Raw genomic sequence first — 15,429 nt, forward strand, 5'->3', positions numbered from 1 at the left:
AAACACAAGATATTGTCCCAAGTTTAAGAATCAGCATTCTATTTTTAGGGATGTGCAGTTGGGAATCTGCTTGTTATGATCTAGGACATATGGATCTGTAATGAGTAAGCACATGACGAATAATAACTATACTGAACTTTCACATTCGGATGACTGTGAAAAATACGTAAATCAATTCATTCAAGAGTTTCCACTGAGAAGTGCTGAAATAGGCCAAGGGACGGTCATCAAACGCGCGCTGCCAAGTCGCCATAAACGAATGATTGGTGCATGGTGTTTCTTAGATCATGCAGGCCCTGTAACCTTCCCTCAAGGGGATGGTTTAGATGTTGGCCCACATCCACATATCGGTTTGCAAACCTTTACATGGATGATTGAAGGCACCATGATGCATACCGATAGTTTGGGTAGCAAACAGCTGATTCGTCCAAAACAGGTCAATTTAATGACCGCAGGACACGGGATTTCCCATACGGAAGTCGCACCAGATACAGAAACCAAAATGCATGCGGCACAATTGTGGATTGCATTGCCTGATGCACAAATTGCTGTTGAACCACGTTTCGATCACTATCCAGAACTGCCAGTGGTGGAAAAAGATGGGGTGGCGTTTACCATTTTGGTTGGAGAGTTTTTAAATACCACCTCACCTGTGAGTGTTTATACCGAGCTGTTAGGAGTGGACTTAAGCGCAACAGAAAGCACCAAAACCCGTTTAACACTCAATCCAAACTTTGAATATGGCTTTATGGCTTTAGAAGGAACGGCCACGGTCAATGGTCACGAACTGACGGAAGACAATATGGTGGTGCTCGAGCAGGGTGTAAGTGCGATTGAAATTGAAATCCATGCTGGCAGTCGCTTGTTACTGTTAGGTGGTGAACCGTTTGAAAGTCCAATTTTACTGTGGTGGAACTTTGTTGGTCGTACTCAAGAAGAATTGAAAATTGCGCGTGATCAGTGGATTGCACAAGATGAACGTTTTGGTTCGATTCCTGACTATGAAGGTCCGCGCTTAGAAGCTCCAGCATTTCCAGACCAAATGCGCGCTTCAAAATAAAGGGAATACTGCGACAAGTCGTTCAACAACAGAATAGGTGGACAGTTTCAATACTTGAAACCTATTCAAAATAATATCAATGAAAAATAGGATAATAAAAAAATGGCAATCATTGCGAATGCGGAAGTCAAAACATGCGTCGAAGCATGGTCTGGTAAAGTAAGCAGTGGGCGACATCAATTCATTACCGATAAACCAGCGTCTTTTGGCGGTCAGGACAAAGGCCCTGCACCTTATGACTTTATTTGTACAGGTTTGATTTCCTGCACCATGATTACCCTACGTATGTATGCGCAGCACAAAGGTATTGAATTGGGGACTTTTAGTGTCGAAGCAGATTTTAATGCCAATAAAGAAGGCCGAGAATGGATCAGCCGTCGTTTGTCGTTTGAGCAAACATTGACAGAAGAAGCACGCCAAAAAATCTTAGACATCTGTCAAAAAACACCAGTCACTAGAACTTTATTACGTTCCGTCGAGATTGAAACCTCAATTGTCTAACTCGCTTGACGGTTTTTTATAGACGGTAAAGGATTTTGTGCGACTGGATATTCATGTGTATCGAGAGGTGCAAAATCCAAATTTTAGAGTAAAGTGGGTGCTAGATTTCAATTAAAAAAGGTAAAACAATGATCACCCTGCACCATTTGGAACATTCACGCTCTTTACGCATTTTATGGGCTTTGGAAGAGTTAGGGTTGGAGTATGAGGTGAAGTTTTATAAACGCCTACCGACCTATGCTGCGCCACCTGAGTTAAAAAACATTCATCCCTTAGGCAAAGCCCCCGTTTTGACCGATGGTGATTTGGTTATTGCAGAATCTGCGGTGATTTTAGAATACTTGCAAGCCACCTACGATACAGAACATAAGTTTAAACCGCAAAATCCAAAGGATTTAATGCAATACAACTACTGGATGCATTATGCCGAAGGCTCGTTGATGCCATATTTGGTTATGACCTTGGTGATGAGTAATGTACCGAAGCATGTTCCATTTCTAATTAAACCGCTTGCCAATAAAATTTGTGATGGAGTTAAAGGTGGCTTTATTAATCCACGCTTGAAAGAGCACAGTGCATATTTGGAAAATTATTTATCTCAACATGACTATTTTGCAGGTGATTTTTCCTTTGCTGATATTCAAATGAGCTTTCCTGTGGTGGCGATGCAAGAGCGGGTAAAAGCCCATAACCCTCAAATGGTGGCTTATGCACAGCGTATTCAGCAGCGCCCAGCATTTAAAAAAGCCAAAGAGCTCAGTGGGTTCTAATGGGTGGTGATGGTTTGAACTTGATTTTCTTACCCGGTGCATCGGGCAATACGGCATTTTGGCAACCTGTCATACAGTGTCTTCCTCAGGACTATTCAACCATGGTCGTCGCTTATCCGAGCTTTGGTGGCTATCCTGATGATGTGGATATACAGAGTTTTGAGGGCTTACAAGACGATGTATTGAATCAAATCCAACAGCCTTCTGTGGTCGTTGCACAATCGATGGGCGGCATTTTTGCAGTACAAGCTGCCTTACAAAAGCCTGAGCAGGTGCAGGCTTTGGTACTCGTGGCAACCTCAGGTGGCATTGATTTAAGTTCTTTTCAGGTGGCGGATTGGAGAGAGGATTATCAACAGAGCTTTACGGTTCCTGATTGGTTTGTTCAGCATCAGTCTGATTTGACGAGCAGTCTGGAGCGTATCCAGTGTCCAGTTTTGTTGATTTGGGGCGATGTAGATCCGATTAGTCCTGTTGCGGTGGGGCAGGCCTTACACCGTCAAATACCACATGCTAAATTGCACATCGTGTCACAGGGTCAACATGATTTGGCTTATGTGCATGCGGAGCATGTTGCGCAATTGATTCAAAATTTTCTCGTCAAACTCAGAGTATAAAAAAGGATGCCTCGGCATCCTTTTATTTTTTAGCGCTTGACCACAATCGAATCAATCCCGCTATGTTGTAGGGTTTGCTGTGCAATCACCGCGGCTTCTTGCGAGTCATATGGCCCTGAAATCACGCGATACCATGTTTGGCCGCCTTCAACGGTTTTGACGACATCGGCAGAGAGACCATTTAAGATAATTTCTGCACGACGTGCATCGGCACTGTCAGGGTCGGGGTAGCTACGCACTTGCAATATAAAACTTGGCGCTTGCGGTGTCGGTGCTGCTTCGGTTAAACCTGGTTCAGCAGGGGTGCTTTCTTCGGCAGCAGGTGCTTCAACAATCACGACGGTGCTTGGATTGTCTTTGGTTTCAGGAATGGCTTGATCAGGAATTGGCGTCACTTGCTGCTGTGGCAGTAGGTCATAGAAACGGTAGTCTTTATTGGTTTCTTCTTGATAATGTTCCGAAGTGATTTGACCTTTCGGCTTCACTGGTGCCCAAGGCTTCCACAGTAACAGTGCTACAGCAAAACAGAGCACGATTAAAATGACCACAAGTGTACCGAGCCAAGCTGGAATCAGTGGCTTTTTGGGTTTGTTCGGTCTTTCAGATACACCGCGCTGCGTTTTTCCAAACACGTGGAAACCTCTTTTCTTTTAATCAATATGAGGGACTGGCCCATTCTTTTCTTTATTTTAATACTTGGCCTCAATGGATTCAAAGAGGCATCATCGTAAAATAAAGAATCGCTTTACAAAATTCAAGTTTCGCAAAGCGAGCAATACATCAGGGTTGATATGGTTACTTCGGGCATAGCCCTGTGTCTTGCGACGATGTGCAAAGCGTTGCTTTTTACATCGGTACCTCAAGCATAGCTTTCGGTCTTACAGCCATGTGTGAAGCTTTGCTTTGCTGGTTACATCGTCTCAGGTGCAGACACACCTAGTAACTCTAAACCATTACGCAAAACTTGTTGTACGTTTATTGAAAGTAATAAACGGGCTTGCGAAAGGGCAATATTCTGTTCGTCGATAATTCTTGTATTATCCAAGTTATACCAACCATGGAATAACGCTGCGAGTTCTTTCAAATAGTTACCCACTTGGTGTGGTTCATAGCTATTTGCAGCACGAAGCACAATTTCAGGATAGGCCGCAAGTTTGGCAAGAATTTCAGTTTCAGCATCAAGAGTTAATAAGGTCGCATCGTAATTGGCTGCTTTGCTACGATCAAAACTAATGCCTTTTTCAGGTGCTTTCACATCGACCATACGATTGACACGTGCATGCGCATACTGGATGTAGTACACCGCATTGTCTTTGCTTTGTGAAACTGCAAGGTCTAAGTCAAAGTCAATGTGTTGCTCAGACTTACGCATCACGTAGTAGAAACGCGCAGCGTCGTTGCCCACTTCTTTACGCAGGTCGCGTAAAGTCACGAACTGACCAGAACGAGATGACATTTGTACCATCTCACCACCACGCCATAGGCTGACGAACTGAACCAATAGAACGGTGAGTTTTTTCGAGTCATAACCCAAGGCATCAATTGCGGCTTTGACCCGTGAAATATAGCCATGGTGGTCTGAGCCCCAGATATCAATGATATCGGTATAGCCACGTTGTAATTTGTTCAGGTGATAAGCAATGTCAGAAGCAAAGTAAGTGGTTTGTCCATTACGGCGCTTCACAACACGGTCTTTTTCATCGCCAAACTCAGTCGATTTGAACCAAATGTTGCCGTCTTTTTCATATAAGAAACCACGTTGTTCTAAAGTTTCTAAAGCTTCATCAATTTTGTCTGTCAATGAAGCTTCACTGAACCATTGGTTAAAGGTTACACCAAACTCGCCCAAGTCATCTTTGATGTCATCTAAGATCGCATTCAGCGCTGCTTGGTGGAATACGCGGTAAGCTTCACCGATTAAGCTTTGTGAATTATGGATTAAACCATCGATGTGCTTTTCTTTGTCGCCTGAAAGGACAACTTTATTGCCTTCAGCATCGAGTTTTTCTGCATATTGCACATCTTCAGGAACATCTTTATACACGTCTGCTACAGGGCGAACGTAAGCATCGCCATCAGCATCGATAATACTTTGCGCGATTTCTTTAACATAATCGCCTTGATAGGCATTTTTAGGGAAAACCAGTTCTTGGCCTGTTAATTCGAGGTAGCGTAAATAGGTAGATGTTGCAAGGATGTCCATTTGACGACCTGCATCATTCACATAATATTCACGGTCTACTGTTGCACCTGTTGCCTCAAGCAAGGTTGCAACGGTCATCCCATAGGCTGCGCCACGACCATGACCAACGTGCAAGCTAGACGTTGGGTTGGCAGAAACGAATTCTACTTGGATTTTCTTCGCAGCATTGGCTTGAGTGCGACCAAATTGTTTGCCTTGCGCTTGAATTTGATCAAGTACAGCAAAACGTTGGTCAGCATTTAAAAAGAAGTTAATAAAGCCAGGACCTGCGATTTCTGCTTTGCTGATGTCCGCCACTTCAGGCAGTGCAGCAAGAATTTTTTCGGCTAAATCACGTGGCTTCATACCCGCAGCTTTAGAGGCAATCATCGCGATATTGGACGCGAAATCCCCGTGGCTTCGGTCTTTGGTACGCGTCAAAGTACTGCTGTTGTTCCAGTCTGCTGGAAGGATACCTTCAGCTTGAAGGTTTTGTACTGCGTGCTCGAGAGCTGCTTGGATTGCCGTGTTCATATTCAGTCGAAAATTTAATGTCGCAGAAAAACGCTAAATATAGCAAATTTCCGCGTCTTTAGGTGAATCCATTTTTATAGAGTAAAAAATGTTCACTAACTGCTAACGATTGCGCTGCAATAAACATGAAAAGCGCAGTATGATGAAAACCAAAACGCATACTTTTAAGGATAAAACGTGTCTGAACAGCGACCGATGATCATTGGCAATATTCCCAAGTTACCAGCAAAATATGCCATGTTTATTTTGCCGTTTTTTATCTCATTTTTTATGAGTGGCATTATCTCGATGATCAATCTTTGGCGCAATTTGGGCTGGGTGGACAATTTCCTACAGGTTTGGCTGTCCGCATGGATGATGTCTTGGGTGGTGGCTTATCCTGTCGTGCTCATTGTACTGCCGATTGTGCGCCGTTTGACTGGTGTATTTGTCGATATGTCACATTTGAACCCACCCAAATAAGCCCCATTTTAGCTATTTTCACGGCATGAAACAGGTTTGCTCAGGAGTTCCGCATTTTGGTTTTGAAAACGATACAGTTTGCCTGCGTGAAAGAGCTTAATCACTTGGGCACTGGCAAGCTGTTGTTGAAAACGACTCAGGGTTTGGCGTTGAAATGGATCAAAGGGATTGCCGTAGTTTTTGTTGTCGAGTAAAAACTGAATCTGTCCTGCTTCTTTAGCATAGCCGTATAAGATACGTTTGCCTTGCGCATCTTGAAGCTCAAACGTAGGCGGATGACTGCTGATTTTACAATTCAGACGCAGTGAGAGCACAAAGCCTTCGGTCGATTTGTTTTGTAGCTGATAAATCCCTTGTTTTTCATTCTCCAAATAGACCCATTGGTTCAAGGGTAAATTTGCACTGAGTTGCTCATATTGCTCGATGGTGGCTTTACTGATATCGACAATGCCTTTGGGATCGATTTCAGGTAATTTTTCTTTATGACTAAATACCCCTGTAATTTTATCACTCAGCGTATTTTGCGTTGTAGAAATGGATTGGCATGCTGTCATTTGCGTGAGGCAAAGACATGTAAGGCTTAACAACATCAGTTTTTTGATGATCATTTTTCATATAAAGAAGAAATAAAAGCGCTAGCTTAGCTTGAGCTTTATTCAAGTTCAAATTTTATCCATGCGCTATTTGGCTGAAAGATTGCCGCAAACTTGATTTTTATTTTCAGACTAAATCGCTTTGATAATTGCATCACGCTTATAAATATCAAAAGACGAGTAAATGGCGCTAAGCTAGTAGCCGAATTAGATGCATAGATTCTCCCCATAGGTTCATCTAAATCTATGTATAACGAGATAGGTAATGACGACAGAATATTTAAAGACAAAACAACCCTTATACATCCCTTATGCGGGCAATACCTTACTTGAGTTGCCGCTGTTAAATAAAGGATCGGCGTTTACGGAAGAAGAGCGCACTCGCTTCAACTTACATGGTTTAATTCCACATGTTGAAGAAAGCATTGAAGAGCAAAGTCAGCGTTCTTATCAACAGTATTGTGCTTTTAATGATGCGATCAATAAGCACATTTACTTGCGTAACATTCAAGACACCAACGAAACCTTGTTCTATCACCTCATTGAAAACCATTTAAGTGAGATGATGCCGATCATCTATACTCCAACGGTGGGTGAGGCTTGTCAGCGTTTCTCGGATATTTATCGCCGCCATCGTGGCACATTTATTTCCTATCCAGACCGTGCGCATATTGATGACATCTTGCATAACATCAACAAGAAAAATGTCAAAGTCATTGTGATTACCGATGGCGAGCGTATTTTAGGCTTGGGCGACCAAGGCATTGGCGGAATGGGTATTCCGATTGGAAAATTGTCGCTATATACCGCGTGTGGGGGTATTAGCCCAGCTTATACTTTACCAATTACCCTCGATGTCGGGACCAATAATCAGCAGTTACTGAATGACCCGATTTATATGGGCTGGAATCAACCGCGTATCAGTGGTGATGAGTACTATGCTTTTGTTGATGAAGTGATTGCTGCAATCAAGCGTCGTTGGCCGAAAGCGTTGATTCAATTTGAAGACTTCGCGCAAAATAATGCCATGCCGTTATTGAATAAGTACCGTGATGAAATCTGTTGTTTTAATGATGATATTCAAGGTACGGCAGCCGTTTCTGTGGGCAGTTTGATTGCTGCATCACGTGCGGCAGGTAAACAGCTCAAAGATCAAACCGTTGCCTTCTTAGGTGCGGGTTCAGCAGGCTGTGGGATTGCTGAGCAAATTGTTGCGCAGATGAAAGTTGAAGGTTTAACTGATGCCGAAGCGCGTGCACGCGTGTATATGGTCGATCGTTTTGGTTTAATCACTGAAAATCAGCCGAATCTACTCGATTTCCAACGTAAATTGGCGCAAAAGCCAGACGTGATAGCGCAATGGGGCAATGCTGAAGAGGTGATTTCACTGCTCGATGTCGTGAAAAATGCCAAACCTACCGTGTTGATTGGCGTATCGGGTCAGCCGGGCTTATTCACTGAAGAAGTGATTCGTACTTTGGCTTCGAACTGTGATCGTCCGATTGTGCTGCCACTGTCTAATCCAACGTCGCGCGTTGAAGCCGTGCCAGCAGATATTATTCACTGGACGGATGGCAAAGCTTTGATTGCGACAGGCAGTCCTTTTGCCCCTGTCAATTATCAAGGCAAAATTTATAATATTTCGCAGTGCAATAACTCATATATCTTCCCGGGCATTGGGTTAGGCGTGATTGCCGCTAATGCAACCCGTGTGACCGATTCGATGTTAATTGCATCGAGCAATGCTTTGGCAGATTGTTCCCCGATGTTGACCAACCCTACAGCAGATTTATTGCCTGAGATTGATGAAATTCAGAAAGTCTCTAAGCTGATAGCCTTTAAAGTGGCCAAAGCAGCAATGGATGCAGGTGTAGCCCCGATTATTAGTGATGAGCAATTGCAACACGCGATTGAGAAAAACTTCTGGAAGCCAGAGTATCGTCACTATAAACGTGTTGCCTTCTAAAGCTGAAAATGAGATTGAACAAAAAGGAGCGTAATGCTCCTTTTTGTTTTTTGAGAGCTGCGTCTTCATTAACATTATTTTACTAGATTAAAAAAAGACATTTTGTACACTCCGCGCACAAGTATAAAAACCAATAACTTAACAATGATCATGTTCAATTCTATTTATAAAATGCTGGAATCCTTTGGATTCGGCTCACAAAAACGTGCTCTGCATATTCATTTTTCCAATCTGGCTTTGAACACACAGGTGTTTATTCAGCGCATTGAGGGTGAGCACAGAATCAATCAAGGCTTAAAAGCTGAAATTTTATGTCTATCGACTAATGCTTATCTGCCTTTAAAACAGTTCATCGGTGGCCGTGTCGCAGTTGATCAGGTCACGGATGTGGGGCAACTTTCCCGTCTGACGGGGGTGATTACCAGTGCCAGTCAGGGGCAAAGCGATGGCGCGCTAACTGTTTATAAACTTACCGTTGAAGATGCAACTGCGCTGTGGCATAAGCGCAGAAACAGTCGCGTGTTTATGAGTAAAAGTGTTCGTGAAATCACTGAAATTCTGTTTAGCGAATGGCAAAGTCACAGTACATTATTTGCAGCCAGCTTAAGCCTGAACTTAGACGGTTTGAGTCGTGATTATGATGTACGACCTTTTGTCATGCAATCTAATGAAACCGACGCTGAGTTTCTCACTCGATTATGGCGGAGTGAAGGTATTAATTGGTTGATCGATGAACAAGCTCCGATGGTGCTCAGTTCGTCGGAACCGATTCAGGCACAGCAACTTCGTTTGATGGATGATAATCAAGCTTTTACAGCACTGGGCCGCCGAAAGATTCGTTTCCACCGCAGCCATGCCACTGAGCCTTTTGATAGCATCACCAGTTTTATTGCTGAACGTCACTTACAATCCACCATGGTACAGACGCAGCGTTGGCAAGCGCAACATTTAGCTCAAGATCAGAGTCAGGCTGTATTGAGTGCACATCAGCATAGTGATCAACAAGACAATGAAAGTTTGGGGCTGGAACAAGTCTGGTGTGTCAGTCCAGCATGGACGGCTGATCTACAAGGTGAGGATCAGGCCACGTCTGCTAATAGCAGTCAACTAGATCGTCTCAACCAACAACTGAACCAATATCATGAGCTTCAGGCCAAATATTTCACAGCAAAAAGTAGCGTTCGAGATGCGCAAGTGGGCTATTGGTTTGAAATGGTGGATCATCCTGAAATAGAACAGCATGTGTCCGCAGAGCGTGAATTTCTCATTTTAGGCAAAGTTTTTTATAACCAAAATAATTTACCCAAAGAGTTATTACAGCAAATCAATTTATTACTAAAAGGAAGTCGCTGGCAAGGTCTGAGTGAGGAACGACAAGCCAATGAACTCTTTGTCGTACGCCGTGAAGTCAAAATTGTTCCTGAATATCAAGCGTGGATACACCGTCCAGCAGCCCATCCTTTACGGGCCAAAGTCGTCGGGCCTGAAGGGGAAGAAATTTATGTGGATGCATGGGGACGGATTAAAGTTCGCTTCATGTTTACACGTAGTGATGACCATGCTCATGATGGTGGTGCAGGTGCAAATGACAATGACACGGACTCGGCATGGGTCGATGTATTGACTCCATGGGCGGGTGAGGGATATGGCGCACGTTTTCATCCGCGTGTCGGAGAAATTGTGGTCATTGACTTCTTTGAGGGGGATGTCGATCGACCCTTTGTCGTAGGGCGTATTCATGAGGCCGAGCGCCACCAAACCATGTTTGATGTGAAAGGGACATTGCCTGCGACGAAGAAACTCAGCGGGATCCGTTCACAAGAGGTTGCAGGGCCAGGCTTTAACCAACTGCGTTTTGATGATACGACAGGACAAATTAGTGTGCAGCTACATAGCAGTCATGGAGCGAGTCAGCTTAATCTAGGTAACCTCAGTCATCCGAAAGCAACTGAAAACAGTGATGGGCGTGGTGAGGGTTTTGAGTTAAGAACGGATCAATGGGGAGCCATGCGTGCAGGCAAGGGTCTCTTGATTAGTACCTATGCACAGGATCAAGCGGTCGCAGATCATTTGGCTGCATCCGAAGCCCAGTCCATCTTACAGCAAGGTCATGACAGTATGCATATGTTGAGTACTTTGGCTGTTAAACAACAGACTGATGCACTGAATGTGGTTAATCGTCTGCCTAAATTGATTCAGTCTGTAGAGTTAAAAGGGGCCAATCAAGCACTCCAAGCAACCGTTGGTTTATTTAAAACGGCAGTTAGTCAGGATCCGATTTCGGCATTAAAAACGTGCGGTGGTTTTCTTGAGGATATTCAAAAATTTGGTCAAGATACGGACAATTTGATCAATGAGTTTAAAGATTATTTTCAGGATACAGAGGCTTCAATAGGCAATTTAAAAGCCTTTATCGATAACCTCGAAGAACATGGTTCAGATGCTTTGAAAAGTCAGTTGCAAGGCGTTAAAGAAAAATTGAATGCGGATCCATTCGCTGCTTTAAAAGATGTAGGCAAAGTGATTGCCAATGTTGATATGAAAGACTTTGACCTGACCAGTGCTTGCGGAAGCTTTAATAAAGGCAGCAAACTGAATGTTAATCCCATGCAGGCATTGGGCTCCATGCAAGGTTTTATGGAGACATATGCTCAAGAGGCAGAGCAAACGCAGGATACTCAGAATCAAGCTCAAGCGAAGATTTTTCGTCAGGCTTTAATGTTGTTGGCTTCCCCCAATGGTATTGCCTTAACGACGCCTGAAGATATTGTTTTACAGGCTTCTCAAGACATCGCTGAAAGTGCACAGGGGTCCATCAACTTAAGTGCTCAGAAGAATATTATTGCGCATGCACAGGATAAAGTGAGCTTATTTGCTGCACAAAAAGGGCTAAAGGCATTTGCTGCAAAAGGAAAAGTTGAATTACAGGCACAAGATGATGCGATAGAGGCGATTGCGCGTAAGGTGATTAAGTTAATTTCAACAGAAGATAAAATAGAAATAACCAGTCCGAAGGAAATTGTACTGACTGCTGGTGGTTCACAGCTCAAAATTAATGGGGATGGGATTTTTACGACAACAGGTGGAAAGTTTGAAAGTAAGGCGGGTCAGCATAGTTTTGTGGGTGGGGCTACAGTAAATGCTGAATTACCTAAAATGCCTGAAAGTGGAATGTATAGTATGAGGTTTGATCTGAGCCAAATTTTTGATCCGAATATATTGAAAAATATGAAATATAAATTAATAAATCATTCTAAAAAAATTGAAGCTGAATATGAGTTTGAGCAGCAAAGCAGTGCACGTGTTTATAGTGACTCTGTTGATAATGTAGAACTCTCATTAGTACCAGGCGCATATTTGACAGAAATTAAAGACTTACCCCCTGAACAAGAGACAGAGTCTTTGGATGAGGATGAAGTTACAGGATGTGGTTGTGGAGAGGAGCATGAACATATACGTAATAATGCAAGGGAGGTTGAATAATGCTTAATAAAAAAAATATTGCTTGTTTAATTTTTGTTTTTTTATCACTAAAAATTTATGCAGAAGATGATTTTAATGTTATTTCGCAATGTACTGATGAATTTGAAACAAGTTGTGATTTAGTATTGATAAATGGTAGTGAAAAAAATATTTTCTTACGTAATATAAAATCACCAAGTATTGAAGAAATTGGTAAAGATGTTTTCCATGTGGTGAGTTCATGTGGTTCGCCTTGTGTAGGGAATTATTTTATTGGTAAGCATGCAAAAGATTATACTGAGAAGTTGATTAAGGTTGATTTTAAATCAAAATGCATTATAGAGAGTGATAGTAATGAAAAGAAAATATATGCAAAAAAAATATTTTCTAATACTAGAAAAACTTTAATAAATTTAAATGAAAAAAAATTTGATATTCTTCCATCAAAATTTAATTATTATAGTGATTTTAATGAGATGTCGTATTTTGATAAATTTGGTAATCTAAATTTGATTGCAAATGATTTTGGTGAAATTTTATTTAAAAAGAAAATAAAAAACCCATGTGGAAATTATGAAAAATGAGCTATTCAGAAGAGTTTATTAAATATGTTGGAACTGTAGCGGGTGAAGCAGGAGGATGTAGTGTAAATACCTGGAAAGCTGTTGCCCATTGTATAAAGAATAGAATAGGTTTTGCAGAGTGGGTCAATGCGAGAGATGTTAGTGATATTTTAAAAAAGAATTTTGATGCAATTACTGATAAAAATGGACCTTTTAAAAAAGCTGTGACAGAAATGCGTTTAGGAAATATATCGGATCATACACAAGATATTATTGATGCGATATCTCCAATTTATCAAGGATTAGAAGAGGATATAACAAACGGAGTTGTTTTATATTTTAGTCCTAAAGCTCAAGCCGCTTTACATAGCAAAAACCCTAGTAAATATACTTCTTTAATCCCAGATTTTGCTAAAAGCTCTTTAACTGAAGAAGTGAAAATAAAAGGAACAGAAAATGATGATATGCAATGGTACAAATATAAAGGTACATCTCGTTTCTATGTTCAATTTGTGGATAGAAGTGCTAATGTCCTTGTTAAATCTAAAGTAAGCATTGGGTACAAAAAAACGAAAGAGGTTCCATCACTTACTAACTTAATAACCAATAATCAGGGTAAAATCAGATCATTTTTAGTAAAAGATGGTTGGGGGGCAAGATTTACTGTTGATGGTGTTCAACTTCTTGATAAGAATAAAAAAGAAATAATGCTAATTGCAGATGGAAAAAATCATTCATCAGTGTTAGTGGTTGAAAATGGTAGTAGTGGAATAAAATCTCAAACGGATATTCATATCCAACAACCGAGGTCTTCACAGAAGAAAGAGCCTGCGAAAGAGGATGAAAACGCGAGCATTGAGCAAACGTCGAAAGTAGATGAAAATGATGTTCAGCAAAAAAATATTAATTTCAGTATTAAGGTTATAGATAGTGAAAATAAGACGATTCCCAATTTTTCTTACTTTTTAAAATATAAAAATATTGAAAAGAAACACCGTGCAGGTGCTGATGGTATTGAAAATGGCTTAATAGGATTAAGTGGTGAGGAAATTGTAGTTTTAATTAGTGGACGAGACACAAAGCAAGAGATTAATCGTTTTACAGTACAAGATGGTATGGGATTAAAAACTGTAAAACTTAACTTACATACTTTTGATATACTTTTTAGGCATGGAAGTACTAAAAAACCTATAACAAATTTAAATTTAATTCAAAAATATAGAAATATCTCAAAGCCAAAAAAAACCAATAGTAGTGGAAAAATAACGGTTAGTGCGATGCCAGGATTTGAACTTAATTATAAATTGAGAGATGAACGGAACTTACTTACAATCAAAGTTGATAAAAATAAAGCACTTCGTATTATAGATGTTGATTCTTCTGCAATAGAACAAGCATCAAAAAATATCAAGGTGGGTAGCAAAGTTTATGAAACGCAACAACCGATTGCTATTCCTTCCGAATCAAAACGTAAACAACCAATTCAAAAGCCTGTTGAATCTCAGGATTCTACTCCTAAGAGAGATGAAAAAGTAAAAACCAGCACTGAAGGACATCCTAAAACAATTGTTACAGATAATAGTGATATAGAATTTAAAGTCTTAACTTATGACAAAGTATCTCATCAATTGGCTAGTGATTGTGAATATGTACTTGAGTATAAAGGAAATAAAAAATCTCATATAAGTGGCGTTAGTGGTATAGGGGCAAAAAATCATAAGGGACAATCTGGGCAAACAATTAAAATTTTTGAAAATAATAACTTGTTGACTCAGATTGTATTGCAAAAAGATATGCAACCTATATCTATTCATGTTACTAAACCAGATTTCTCACAACTAAGAGTTAGTGGTGCTGATTGGTGTGGTTTATTTCTACAAAGTAGTAGTCTAAATGACTTGGCTGAACCTTTTAAAACGAACGCAACAAAATTTATTAATGGTATGAAAAATGCCGGTATTAATGTTGTAATTAACACAACTTGGCGCCCTGATAAAAGAAGTTATTTAATGTACTATTCTACAGCAATAGCAAGAGGGAAAATAGCTGTAGATAAAGTACCTCCTTTCCCAGGAGTAAGTATTGATTGGACACATAACGGAAAGAAAGCTGAAGCAGTAAAAGCTGCTAAAGCAATGCATCAAAAATATGGTATAGGGGATAACCCAGTGGGTAAACCAGGATCCTCAAACCATAATAGAAAAATGGCAGTAGATATGAAAATATCTAATTATATTGGAAAAGTTGTGACTATTGATGGTGAAAGCACAAAAATTACCAGTTGGTCTACATTAACGCAATTAGGGAAAAAACATAGTGTAATTTGGTATGGTAGTAAAGATGCACCTCATTGGTCACACACAGGTAGGTAAAAGTGATTTATAAAACATTGATTATTATGTGCTTATTAAGCTTAAATGCTTGCGAAACTAAATATTTAGGTGAGACTGCTCATGCTAAATCGATTGAACAACAGAAAATAGAGACGCCACAATCAGATTTATCACCTGGGAAGATTTTGCACAGTAGTAAAGATGTAAAGAAAGCCTTAGATAATAAAATTTATGTATTATTAAACTCTAAAGAAGGATGGGCAGAGTAAAACTTGAAGTGCGACATAAACCACCTAATTAATTTAAAGGGTTTATGGAGTATATAAAATTGTCATACCATCATCTTAACTTTGAAGATCGTACTGCATTAATGCTTGAGTCAAGAA

General features: G+C 40.7%; 13 protein-coding genes. 10 read left to right on the forward strand and 3 right to left on the reverse strand.

Annotated elements, in window-relative coordinates; genetic code table 11:
• Window positions 1–112 precede the first annotated feature (112 nt).
• The 4 genes from HYI04_RS04515 (at window position 113) to HYI04_RS04530 (ending at window position 2,948) form a co-directional block, all read left to right on the forward strand.
• Entirely contained in the window at window positions 113–1,060 is a 948-nt protein-coding gene (locus HYI04_RS04515) for a pirin family protein (protein ID WP_160362249.1), read from the forward strand.
• A 102-nt stretch (window positions 1,061–1,162) separates the two neighbouring features.
• The gene (locus HYI04_RS04520; protein WP_160362248.1) at window positions 1,163–1,561 is read left to right on the forward strand and encodes an OsmC family protein; all 399 of its coding nucleotides are present in this window, start codon (window positions 1,163–1,165) and stop codon (window positions 1,559–1,561) included.
• A gap of 128 nt (window positions 1,562–1,689) precedes the next feature.
• Complete coding sequence (locus tag HYI04_RS04525; RefSeq protein ID WP_087013903.1) at window positions 1,690–2,331, forward strand: glutathione S-transferase family protein; 642 nt, start codon at window positions 1,690–1,692, stop codon at window positions 2,329–2,331.
• A gap of 14 nt (window positions 2,332–2,345) precedes the next feature.
• Window positions 2,346–2,948, forward strand: a complete 603-nt coding sequence (locus tag HYI04_RS04530) for an alpha/beta fold hydrolase (protein ID WP_159153472.1) — start codon at window positions 2,346–2,348, stop codon at window positions 2,946–2,948.
• A gap of 29 nt (window positions 2,949–2,977) precedes the next feature.
• On the opposite strand, the gene HYI04_RS04535 is transcribed toward HYI04_RS04530, so the two are convergent.
• Together HYI04_RS04535 and argS are read right to left on the reverse strand one after the other, a co-directional pair.
• Window positions 2,978–3,580, reverse strand: coding sequence for an SPOR domain-containing protein (locus HYI04_RS04535; protein WP_004684390.1), 603 nt, complete (start codon window positions 3,578–3,580; stop codon window positions 2,978–2,980).
• 278 nt (window positions 3,581–3,858) lie between these two features.
• The gene (argS, locus tag HYI04_RS04540; RefSeq protein WP_159153423.1) at window positions 3,859–5,664 is read right to left on the reverse strand and encodes an arginine--tRNA ligase; all 1,806 of its coding nucleotides are present in this window, start codon (window positions 5,662–5,664) and stop codon (window positions 3,859–3,861) included.
• Between the two features lie 177 nt (window positions 5,665–5,841).
• On the opposite strand from argS, the gene HYI04_RS04545 reads away from it, so the two are divergent.
• Window positions 5,842–6,126 (forward strand): DUF2798 domain-containing protein, encoded by a 285-nt coding sequence (locus HYI04_RS04545; RefSeq protein ID WP_004684392.1) that lies wholly within the window; start codon window positions 5,842–5,844, stop codon window positions 6,124–6,126.
• A gap of 8 nt (window positions 6,127–6,134) precedes the next feature.
• Here the strand turns inward: HYI04_RS04545 and HYI04_RS04550 are convergent, their stop codons facing one another.
• The gene (locus HYI04_RS04550; protein ID WP_159153421.1) at window positions 6,135–6,734 is read right to left on the reverse strand and encodes a hypothetical protein; all 600 of its coding nucleotides are present in this window, start codon (window positions 6,732–6,734) and stop codon (window positions 6,135–6,137) included.
• A 250-nt stretch (window positions 6,735–6,984) separates the two neighbouring features.
• Here HYI04_RS04550 and HYI04_RS04555 point away from each other — a divergent pair, with 250 nt between their 5' ends.
• The 5 genes from HYI04_RS04555 (at window position 6,985) to HYI04_RS04575 (ending at window position 15,312) form a co-directional block, all read left to right on the forward strand.
• A complete protein-coding gene (locus HYI04_RS04555) occupies window positions 6,985–8,685 on the forward strand; it encodes an NAD-dependent malic enzyme (RefSeq protein ID WP_087013913.1) in 1,701 nt (566 codons plus the stop codon).
• Between the two features lie 150 nt (window positions 8,686–8,835).
• Window positions 8,836–12,168 carry a type VI secretion system Vgr family protein gene (locus HYI04_RS04560; protein ID WP_159153420.1) on the forward strand — a complete coding sequence of 1,111 codons (3,333 nt, stop codon included), beginning with the start codon at window positions 8,836–8,838 and terminating at the stop codon, window positions 12,166–12,168.
• Complete coding sequence (locus tag HYI04_RS04565; protein ID WP_178895908.1) at window positions 12,168–12,731, forward strand: hypothetical protein; 564 nt, start codon at window positions 12,168–12,170, stop codon at window positions 12,729–12,731. Before HYI04_RS04560 ends, HYI04_RS04565 begins: the two co-directional genes overlap by 1 nt.
• Window positions 12,728–15,082 (forward strand): hypothetical protein, encoded by a 2,355-nt coding sequence (locus HYI04_RS04570; RefSeq protein WP_159153418.1) that lies wholly within the window; start codon window positions 12,728–12,730, stop codon window positions 15,080–15,082. The genes HYI04_RS04565 and HYI04_RS04570 overlap by 4 nt, the downstream gene beginning before the upstream one ends.
• Window positions 15,083–15,084: 2 nt before the next feature.
• Window positions 15,085–15,312, forward strand: coding sequence for a hypothetical protein (locus tag HYI04_RS04575; protein WP_178895909.1), 228 nt, complete (start codon window positions 15,085–15,087; stop codon window positions 15,310–15,312).
• Window positions 15,313–15,429: the final 117 nt, after the last annotated feature.

Source organism: Acinetobacter sp. SwsAc2, from assembly GCF_013391465.1.
GTDB lineage: Bacteria > Pseudomonadota > Gammaproteobacteria > Pseudomonadales > Moraxellaceae > Acinetobacter > Acinetobacter johnsonii.